Below are 10,079 nucleotides of genomic sequence, written 5' to 3' on the forward strand. Positions count from 1 at the left end.
GTCACAAAACCACGCCCCGAAAACCATCCGCCACGGACGAGCCATCATGCTACTCGAGCACGAAGCTCCGCACCTGCACCGCCTCCGAATCTAGCCCGATCTGGACATTGAAATCGCCTGGCTCGACGGCATACTCGAGTTTCGCGTTGAAGAACTTCAGTTTCTCTTCGTCTATGCTGAAATGCACCACGCGCTCTTCACCGGCCTTGAGCATGAGCTTGCGGAAGTCCTTCAACTCCTTCACCGGCCGTACCACGGAGGCGGCGACATCCTGGAGATACAGCTGGACAACGGTTTCCCCGTCGCGCTGCCCGGTGTTCTTCACGGTCACGCTGGCGTCGATCCGGCCATTGCGCGCCATGGTCCGGCTAGACAGCGTGAAGTCCGACACGCTGAATTCCGTATAACTCAGCCCGTAGCCGAACGGGTACAGCGGGCCGGCCGGCTCCTCGAAGTATTGAGAGGTGTAGTTCCGTGGCTTGCCTTGTACGAATGGGCGTCCGATGCGCGGATGGTTGTAATAGGTCGGAATCTGCCCGATCGAGCGCGGGAAGGAAATGGGCAGCTTGCCCGACGGGTTGTAATCGCCGAACAGCACGTCGGCGATAGCATGGCCGCCTTCGGTGCCGGCATACCAGGTCTCGAGCAATGCATCGGCGTTCTCCTTCTCCCAGTTGAGCGCCAGGGGGCGGCCGTTCATCAGTACCACCACCAGCGGCTTGCCGGTCGTCCTGAGCGCCTTGAGCAGGGTCTCCTGGCTTCCCGGCAGTGAAAGGCTCGTGCGGCTCGACGCCTCGTGCGACATGCCGCGCGACTCGCCCACGGCCACCACGATCACATCGGCGCTGCGCGCTGCCTTTACGGCCTCGGCAATCATGTCGCCCGGCGGACGCTTGTCTTGCACAATCTCGGGCTTGTCCCAATTCATCAAGTTCAGATACCCGACCACGCCGGCATCGTCGGTCACGTTCGCGCCGCGGGCATAGACCACACGGCCCTTGTCGCCGACTGCGTCGCGCATGCCATGCAGCAACGTGACCGACTGCCGGGATTTGCCGACCGCGGACCAGCTTCCCATGATGTCGATGGGCGCATCGGCCAGCGGCCCGATGACCGCGATCGTTCCGGTCTTCTTCAGGGGCAGCGTCCGGCCGCGGTTCTCGAGCAGGACCAAAGACTTGCGCGCGGCGGCGCGTGCCGCCGCCCGGTGCAGGCGGCTCTCCGCGTCGACGTCCGGCGGGTCCTGCGTTGCGACACCGATGCGCCGGTAGGGGTCCTGGAAGAGCCCCAGGTCGTACTTGGCGCCCAGCACCTCCCGCACTGCGTCGTCGACGTCACGCACGGACACTTCGCCCGATTTCACGAGCCCGGCCAAGTGTGCCAGGTAAGCCGAGTCGTGCATGCTCATATCGACGCCGGCCTGGATGGAGAGCCTGGCGGCCTCGCGCCCGTCCTTTGCCACGCCATGCAGCGTCAGCTCGTCGATTGCCCCATGGTCGCTCACCGTGATGCCCTTGAACCCCCAAGTCTTGCGCAGCAAGTCCCTCAGCAGCCACTTGTTGGACGTGGCCGGCACGCCGTTGATTGAATTCAGCGCAATCATGACCCCGCCGGCGCCAGCATCGACGCCCGCCCGGTACGGCGGCAGATAATCCTGGAGCATGCGGGTCGGGCTCATGTCGACCGTGTTGTAGTCACGCCCGCCTTCCACGGCTCCGTATAGCGCGAAGTGCTTGACAACGGCCATCACGCTGTCGGCATTGGCCAGCGATGTTCCCTGCAACCCCCTGACGCTGGCTTGGGCGCATAGCGAGACAAGATAGGGATCCTCGCCAAATCCTTCGGACGTGCGCCCCCAGCGCGGATCTCGGGAGATGTCGAGCATCGGCGCGAAGGTCATGTCAAGGCCATCCGCGCTGGCTTCAATCGCCGAGACACGTGCACTCTGCGCCACTGTCTCCATGTCCCAGCTCGATGCGAGACCCGGGCTGATCGGGAATACGGTGCGGTGCCCGTGTACCACGTCGTACGCGAAGAAGATGGGAATCTTCAGGCGGCTGTGCGTCACTGCCGCGTCCTGCATAGGCCGGTTGTCCTGTCGCCTCACCGAATTGAACGTGCCGCCTACCCGGCCCGCCGCGATCTCCTTGAGCAACTGGGGCTGCGGCATGTCATCGCCGATGCTGATGAGGCGCAGCTGGCCGACCTTCTCGTCGAGCGTCATCCGTCTCATGAGATCGGCGATGAATGCGTTCTTGTCGTCGGGGGAAGCCGACGCGGGACCGGCAAGAACCGGCAAACAGACCAGGCTGGCCGACAGGACCAGCGAAGAGAGCATTCTCATCAGATAGTTGTCCAAGTGTCCAAGGATCCAGGCGGTGCGACAGGGTAGCCGCCCCGCGATGGTGCACACCTCCCGTTCTACAGGTATGCGAAGCGAAATACGTTATCTTTCTGCATTGCATCCGCAGTTTACCGCCACTGCACCAGCGGCTTTCGCCGCACTTGCGGGACAACAGCATTCCTTAACGTGCATTTTCTGGAGAGACTTGTGGTTCCTGCCGCCATCGCCGCGTCGTTACGTACCAAGACGCAAACCGCCTTGCCAGCGCTTTTGGCCGCCTGGGCGCTGCTGTGCGGCACCCAGGCATGCGCGTTCTCCCTGGACGACGTGACCCCCCGCGCCAGGACCCTGGCCGACATGCCATATGCCGCACCGGTCAGCAACCTGCCACCCGTGTTCAGCCAGATGCAGTTTGCCGACTACATCAAGATCCAGCCCCGAAGCGACACGATGGAGTGGAAGGACGCAGGCACGCCGTTCCGCCTGGGCTTCTACCACCAGGGCATGCAGTTCAGCAGCCCGGTTCGCATCAACGAGATCGCCGGTGACGCAGTCCACGAGATCAAATACAACCCGGAGCGGTTCAATTTCGGCGACCTGAAGTTCGACAAGTCCGCGACCGGCAAGCTTGGCTATGCCGGCTTTCGGGTGCTCTACCCGATCAACCGCGCCGACAAGCTCGACGAGATCATGAGTGTGCTGGGCGCCAGCTATTTCCGGGTCGTCGGCAAGAACCAGGTGTATGGACTGTCCAGTCGTGGCCTGGCCATCGATACCGGGTTGCCCGTAGCCGAGGAGTTTCCAGCCTTCCGCGAGTTCTGGATCGCTCGGCCCGATCCGCAGGACAAGCATCTCGTGTTCTACGCCCTGCTTGACTCGCAACGCGCCACCGGCGCTTACCGCTTCGATCTCTACCCCGGTGAGGACACGATCCTCAAGGTGCAGGCGCGCATCTTTCTGCGTGGGGCCCCGGCCAAGCTCGGCGTTGCGCCGTTGACCAGCATGTTCCTGTTCGGGCCGAACCAGCAACGCGATCCGAACAACTTCCGGCCGGCCCTGCATGACTCCAACGGCCTCGCCATCCACACGGGAAATGGCGAATGGCTGTGGCGGCCGCTGAACAACCCGCGCAACCTCGCCATCAGCACCTTCCAGGTCACGAATCCAAGGGGCTTCGGGCTGCTCCAGCGCGGGCGCGAGTTCTCTGTTTATGAAGACCTGAAGGACCGCTATGACCTGCGCCCGAGCGCCTGGATCGAACCGCAGGGCGACTGGGGAAAGGGCAAGGTCGAGCTCGTGGAAATCCCCTCGCCGGACGAGACCAACGACAACATCGTCGCCTTCTGGACGCCGGACCAGTTGCCGCCCAAGGGCCAGCCGCTGCGGGCGGATTACACGATGCACTGGACCATGAATGAGCGCGCCCTGCTCAACAAGGATCTGGCCTGGGTCAAGCAGACGCTGCGCTCCGCAGGAGAAATCACGCAGGCCAACCTGATCCGCCGCCTCGATGGCAGCACCGGCCTTGTAGTCGATTTCGAAGGCCCCGTGCTCGCTGACCTTCCAGCCAGTACGCAAGTCAGCGCACAGGTCAGCGTGAGCGAGAACGCCGAACTGCTCGCCAACGTGCTGGAGCCCAATCCTGTCACCAAAGGCTGGCGGCTGAATCTGCGGATCAAAGTCAAGGATCCGCGGAAAGTGGTGGAAATGCGCGCCGCGCTGGTGTCCGGCGACAAGACGCTAAGCGAGACGTGGAGCTACCAGCTGCCGCCACATTCGGTCGGAGGACAATAAGCGGAATCGCCGCCGCGCATGAGTGCCTGCGACGAGCCGCATGCTTTGTCCACGCCGCGGTCTTCGCCATTCCGCCGAGCGCGCGCCCGACACCGGGTCAGGAGCCGGCGGCAGGCGCCGCCACCTTGCGTCCGGCCATATGGTGGAGATACGCAAGCAAGTCCTTCAGATCCGCATCGGACAGCGTTTTCTTGTCGATCGCCGACATGCGCGCGTTAGGCCACCAGCGCAGCGACTGCGGGTCACGAATCAGCCTGGCCAGCTTGTCGTCGCCCAGATACTCGACCGGGCTGTACGGCACATTCAGATCGGGGCCAAGGTGCGCATCGCCGACGCGGTTGAGGGAGTGGCACGAAAAGCAGACGCGCTGGAATGTCGCAAAGCCGCGCGCGACCGTTCCGCCGGCCGGCAGGCTGGCGGCGGGCCGGATTGCCGCAAAACGCTCAGCAGGCAAAGCGGTAATGTCGATGCGCACGATGCTGTACGTCCAGAGACTCTCATTGATCACGGAGGTGGCGCGGCCCGCCGGCACTGTCCAGATCAGGCGGAACGGCCCGATGTCCTGGCCCTTGAGCGTCGGCCATGGCGAGTCAGGATTTTCCACCGCCAGCCAGGCGCGCGGCCCGTCAACGCTATCGGCCAGCAGCAGGCGCATCGGCAGGTGGGAAATATAGCCATCGCTGGCTGCGGTCGTCGCGCTTGCATCGGCCGTCACCGGCATGCCGCGCAGCAGCGCCGCCAGGGGGATAGCCTTGAACGTCAGCCGGTGCTTCAGGTTGTCGTCGTCCACCGTTACGTCGGTCAGGCGGCGGTCATTCAGCAGCGCCTCCCGCGTCCAGTTGCGCTGTTGCGTACCGGCGGCAATGGTCAGCGTCGCCGTGTCCGCGGCGCACGCCGGGCCTGCCAGGAACGCCATTGCGCATCCAAGCGCGCCAACGGCCATTGCGATCCAGGCTTTCATGCGTTCTCTCCAGAGCGAGCGAAATTTGCACGGTATTCCTGCCGTCGACAGCGCCGGGAGCAGGATGAACAGCGGCGCGAAATGCGCACGCGCGCCCGCCGTTCGAGCGCACAGTGTATGCGAAAGAAACCGGCTTCAGATATTCCACCGCTGCGCAATCTCCGACAGCCGCTGCCGCAACGCATCGAACTCGCCGGATAGTCTCAGCGTCAACGATACATAGCCGGCCCATTGCGCGGGTATGGCTTCCGTCATGCGTTCGAGTGGCGAATCGCCGCGCGGCTCCAGGCGCGCGACGACACCGTGCGTCAGGGCGCGCGCCATGCCGATCAGCATGGCGCTGATGCGGCGCGTTTCTTCGCCGAGGCAGTCCTGGATGACAGCCCTGGATTCGTCGTCGAAGCACGGACGGGTGGCGGCCAGCACTTCCAGCAGACTGATGCTGACCCGCATGCCGTGCTGGATTGCCTCGAGCTGTTCCATCGACACGTTGATCTCCTTGGCCACGGATGGCATCAGGGATCGCAGCTGCACCAGCAGGCCGCCTTGCAGGACCATGGCGCGCTGCAGTTCGGCCTTGTCGAGGGCTGCATCCGTGGCGATGGCTGTGTGCATCCTCGCGCAGCTGCGCAGTGCCTCGGCCAGCTTGTAGCGCCACGAGTACGTGGCGTGCAGGGGCAAGGCGAAGGAAAACAGCAGCGCGATTGCGATGCCGATCAACACATTGGCCGCGCGCCACAACCCGTCGGCGACGGCGTTCTCGCCGTGGCCCGCGACGATGAAGATGGTAATGGCGGAGAGCAGCGCGATATAACCGCCCTTGCCGATTGCCTGGTACGCACAGATGGCACAGGCGATCACGATCAGCACGTAGCTGAGCAGGGGCGCGTGGAAATACGATTGCTGCAGGATGATCAACAGCCCCGCCCCCGCCCCGATCAGCGTGCCGAGCGCGCGCTCGGCGGCCTTCTTGCGGATGTTGCCATGGTGCTGCAAGCCGCCGATGACGACCAGCAGCGTAATGGATGCCCATTCGCCGTGAGGCAGGTGGATCCCCGTGGTCAGCGCGATGGACGTCAGCAGCCCGAGCGCCACCCTGGCAGCGTGAATCTGCCGGGCGTAGCGATAGCGGCGGGCCGGATCCAGCAGCGGGCGCAGCACGCGCCGCAGCACAGGAGGAAGGTGCGTGGATAGCGGGCTGGTCATTTGGGCGCGGCGGCGGGACTTGCGATGCCTTCATCCACGCGCTGCAATAGATGCGGGAAGAAGGGATTGGACGACATGCCGATCGGCGCATCCAGGCTGACGATCAGCGCCGCCCGTTCGCCGCGCGCGGCCATCGCGCCGAGCTGGACCCCGTAGTAATCGCCCGCGTCGGGCTGCGCGCCGTAGAGGCCGTCGCCCGGCGGGAACGGCAGCGCCACATGGGAGGGCGAACGGACGTCGGGCGGATCGCGCAAGCCAAGCGGCAGTGTTTGCACCGTGGCGCTGCCGCCCGGTGTGACCTGCCCGACCACGTCCAGCGTGCTCGTTCGAGGCATCGCGATACAAGTCATTACCTGCGCGGCTGAAGCGGCCGGGTTCTCTGCGTTGCCTTCCCGGAGCCGGGCGATGTCACCAGGGTTCATTGCGCTTTCTCCAGTCGAAAAAAGCACTTGATTCTATCCCTACCGGTTTGGGAAGAAACGGAAATCGGCTGCGCGCGTCCGGTCGCTCCGTCAGCGCCCGACATCCGGCGCCCGTCCGCGACCAACCGCACCAGCCGCGCGGGTGGCAGCGCAGGTGCCCGGCGCATGTCATGGATGGCGCCCATACGCAAACTCGTTCATTTCTTATTAAGAAACAGTTACCTTCATTTTTTCATAACTGTTTACATATCGTTGTCACACTACCGACGCAAACTCTCGGTGCCGCATTGGTGGATGGTCCCCGGCTCGCATCGCGACCATGACCTCCCCGGCAGCAGGGACCCTTATTCGCCCAGACAAGAAAACCGAGATTGATAGTGAAAAAAACGCTCCTCGCACTGACCGCCGCAGCCGCGGCATGCTCCGCCTCCGGTATCGCCTCCGCCCAGACTGCCTCCAGCGTGACGCTCTACGGCATTGCCGATGCCGGCATCAGCTACCAAAGCCATGTGCAGGGCCCCAACGGGGGCGGCGCACTGTATGGGGTGACATCCGGCGGCCTTTCCGGTTCGCGCTGGGGTATTCGCGGCGTGGAAGATCTCGGCAACAACCTGAAGGGCATCTTTGTACTGGAAAGCGGCTTCGACATCGACACGGGCAAGTCCGGCCAGGGCAACCGCCTGTTCGGCCGCCAGGCTTATGTCGGCCTGCAGAACGACCTTGGCGCCATCACGCTGGGCCGCCAGCAAAATGCCTTGTATGACCTGTTCGGTGCCTATGACCCGATGGCGGTCGGCAGCAGCTACTCGCTCAACTCGGTCGATACCCAGGGCTTCAACGGCCGCGCAGACAACGCCGTCAAGTACACTGGCAAGTTCGGCGGCCTGATCGCAACCGGCTTCTACAGCTTCGGCCGCGATAGCAACGTCGCCAACGGCGGCGAAGTACCGGGCAGCTTCCGGGTCGGCAAGAATTTCGGCGGTGGCGTGGCGTACGCCACCGGCCCGGTCTCGGTGGGTGTCGCCTATGACCAGTATCAGGGCAGCACCGTTGCCACGTCCGGCGCCGCGGCCAAGCGCGCCGCCATCGGCGGGTCTTATGCCTTCGGCGATGCGAAGGTGTTCGCCGGCTACCGCTGGCTGCGCGACGAACTCACCAGTGCGACCTCGGTGCGCCAGGACAACCTGTACTGGCTTGGCGCGCTGTACAAGATCACGCCCGCCTTCAGCCTGACCGGTGCGGCTTACTACACCGATGCCCGCAAGGACAGCAACGATTCGTGGATGTTCGTGCTGAATGCGGACTATGCCTTGTCCAAGCGCACCGACGCCTACCTGCTGCTCGGCTACGTGAACAACAAGGGGCAGGCCACCTACGGCGTCACCAACGCGATGAATACGCTGGCGGGCCAGAATCAGACCGGCGTCATGGCCGGCGTGCGCCACCGCTTCTGACCTCCATCGCGGCACAAGCTGGCGGGCTTGCGGGCCACGCCAGCGAACGATCATATCGACCTTGGCTTGTTCACTGAGTCGGAGGACGTTAGGCCGGCAGCGATGCCGGCCATTTTTTGGCGCCTTCGGGGTGGGGCGTCAGCCTCCGGTGAAGAGCTTGCTCGGCGCGATGTACACGCGGATACCGCCGGCCTGTGCCACATTCGGGAAAATGGTCTTCATATCGACCGACGTTCCCCCGATCGCCTCCAGGAAGGTCCAGCCGACGGTCGTGTTGCCGGCGCGGAAGGCCACCGATTCCCCGGATGCCACGTTCACGTAGTTCATGCCCGGCGTCAGCGTCACGGTGCGGGTCGTCGTGCTCACGTCCGCGGGGCTGCCGAACAGGGCGGCGATCCGGTCGGCCATTGCAACCGGTAGTGGCGCTTGCGTGGGCGCCGTGGCACCCCAGGCTGACGAGATGCCGAGGATGGAGAGTGCCAGCGCGGCGGCAAGCGTTTGCTTCTTGGTCATTATGTTTTCCTTGTGCCTGCCCTTGTTTGTTGGGGAGGTAGGAAAAGTGTAGCTACGCCGCAATCATTCTAAAAATGATATATACAACACAAATCAAGTCGCTTTTTTCATGAGTGATGGTGATGCCAGCGACGATTCCGCACGGCCGGGCGGTCCGGCCCATGCGCAAGGGAAGCGCACGCCGGCGCATTGCGCAGGGCCGGTTCCCAGGCAGTTGGCGCGCGAATCCGCGCCAACTGCCTGGAATCCGGATCCGCGCTCAGATCAGGTTGAGACGTACGTCGATATTGCCGCGCGTGGCATTCGAGTACGGGCAGACGATGTGTGCCTTGTCCACCAGCGACTGCGCGACGGCACGGTCCAGCCCCGGCAGCGCGATGTTCAGGTCCACCTCGATGCCAAAGCCCGTGGGAATGGCACCGATGCCAACCTGCCCGGTGATGGCGGTATCGGCAGGCAGCGCCACCTTGTCGCGGGCCGCGACGAACTTCAGCGCGCCGAGGAAACAGGCCGAATAGCCGGCGGCGAACAGTTGTTCCGGGTTGGTGCCCGCGCCGCCCGCGCCGCCAAGTTCGCGCGGCGTGGCCAGCTTGACGTCCAGCACGTTGTCAGACGATACCGCGCGGCCGTCACGGCCTCCGGTTGCGGTGGCGGTAGCGCGGTAGAGGACTTTTTCGATCGACATGATGGCACTCCTGATAAGTGATAAAGCCGGCTCGTCGAGCCTGCGGTTCGAGAAAGCCCGGGAGCCTTCCATATTAAATAGCTAACTATTAAATAGTACGCTATATAAATTACAATAAAAACGGGCCGCCCTCCTGCCTGGCCCGCCTGGCGCCAGTGGCTCGCATCGCCCTGGCACCGCGATCCTGATCAGCCGCCTGCTTCGGCGAACCGTTCGCGCAACTTGTCCAGTTCCGCCTTCACCGCCACGACCTGCTCCACGCTGCACGCCGAAGCGCACAGCACCGCGCGGGGCACGGCCTCGGCCGGTTCCTTGAGCGCACGACCTTCGGCGGTCAGCGAGACGATGACCTGGCGCTCATCCGCGGCGGCGCGCTCGCGCCGCACCAGTTGCTGGGCTTCCATCCGCTTGAGCAACGGCGTCAGCGTGGCCGAATCCAGGTGCAGCCGCGCGCCGATTTCCGAAACGGTCAGGCCATCGGCCTCCCACAGCACCAACATCACCAGGTATTGCGGATAGGTCAGGCCCAGCGGCGCCAGCAGCTTGCGGTACAGCTTGTTCAGCGCAAGCGACGTGGCGTACACGGAAAAGCAGAACTGCTGGTCCAGCAGCTGCGCCGACGCGGCACTGAGCGTGGCGTCAGGTGCAGCTTGCTTGGTCCGGGAGGTGCGTTTCGTGTCCATGGGCTGAAATTTATATC

9 protein-coding genes are annotated in these 10,079 nt (G+C 64.0%); 2 read left to right on the forward strand and 7 right to left on the reverse strand.

The genetic code is table 11. The features are described from left to right. Positions 1-49: 49 nt before the first annotated feature. Positions 50-2,338, reverse strand: coding sequence for a beta-glucosidase BglX (gene bglX, locus AC1DT6_RS14485; protein WP_441627717.1), 2,289 nt, complete (start codon positions 2,336-2,338; stop codon positions 50-52). Positions 2,339-2,602: 264 nt separating this feature from the next. On the opposite strand from bglX, the gene AC1DT6_RS14490 reads away from it, so the two are divergent. Next, entirely contained in the window at positions 2,603-4,138 is a 1,536-nt protein-coding gene (locus AC1DT6_RS14490; protein ID WP_441627616.1) for a glucan biosynthesis protein G, read from the forward strand. 97 nt (positions 4,139-4,235) lie between these two features. Here the strand turns inward: AC1DT6_RS14490 and AC1DT6_RS14495 are convergent, their stop codons facing one another. From AC1DT6_RS14495 to AC1DT6_RS14505, 3 genes are all read right to left on the reverse strand, one after another. Then, the gene (locus AC1DT6_RS14495; RefSeq protein WP_441627618.1) at positions 4,236-5,099 is read right to left on the reverse strand and encodes a c-type cytochrome; all 864 of its coding nucleotides are present in this window, start codon (positions 5,097-5,099) and stop codon (positions 4,236-4,238) included. 135 nt (positions 5,100-5,234) lie between these two features. Further along, positions 5,235-6,305, reverse strand: a complete 1,071-nt coding sequence (locus tag AC1DT6_RS14500; RefSeq protein ID WP_441627620.1) for an FUSC family protein — start codon at positions 6,303-6,305, stop codon at positions 5,235-5,237. Continuing rightward, the gene (locus AC1DT6_RS14505) at positions 6,302-6,727 is read right to left on the reverse strand and encodes a hypothetical protein (RefSeq protein WP_441627622.1); all 426 of its coding nucleotides are present in this window, start codon (positions 6,725-6,727) and stop codon (positions 6,302-6,304) included. The genes AC1DT6_RS14500 and AC1DT6_RS14505 overlap by 4 nt, the downstream gene beginning before the upstream one ends. 377 nt (positions 6,728-7,104) lie before the next feature. Here AC1DT6_RS14505 and AC1DT6_RS14510 point away from each other — a divergent pair, with 377 nt between their 5' ends. Further along, complete coding sequence (locus AC1DT6_RS14510) at positions 7,105-8,181, forward strand: porin (protein WP_441627624.1); 1,077 nt, start codon at positions 7,105-7,107, stop codon at positions 8,179-8,181. Positions 8,182-8,319: 138 nt separating this feature from the next. Here AC1DT6_RS14510 and AC1DT6_RS14515 read toward each other — a convergent pair whose 3' ends face one another. From AC1DT6_RS14515 to AC1DT6_RS14525, 3 genes are all read right to left on the reverse strand, one after another. Then, positions 8,320-8,694, reverse strand: coding sequence for a CzcE family metal-binding protein (locus AC1DT6_RS14515; protein WP_441627626.1), 375 nt, complete (start codon positions 8,692-8,694; stop codon positions 8,320-8,322). Positions 8,695-8,953: 259 nt separating this feature from the next. Beyond that, positions 8,954-9,379, reverse strand: a complete 426-nt coding sequence (locus AC1DT6_RS14520) for an organic hydroperoxide resistance protein (protein WP_441627628.1) — start codon at positions 9,377-9,379, stop codon at positions 8,954-8,956. A gap of 188 nt (positions 9,380-9,567) precedes the next feature. Continuing rightward, on the reverse strand, positions 9,568-10,062 hold the full coding sequence (locus AC1DT6_RS14525) for a MarR family winged helix-turn-helix transcriptional regulator (protein WP_441627630.1): 495 nt from the start codon (positions 10,060-10,062) through the stop codon (positions 9,568-9,570). Between the last annotated feature and the right edge of the window lie 17 nt (positions 10,063-10,079).

The organism is Cupriavidus sp. 01L45 (assembly GCF_056399885.1).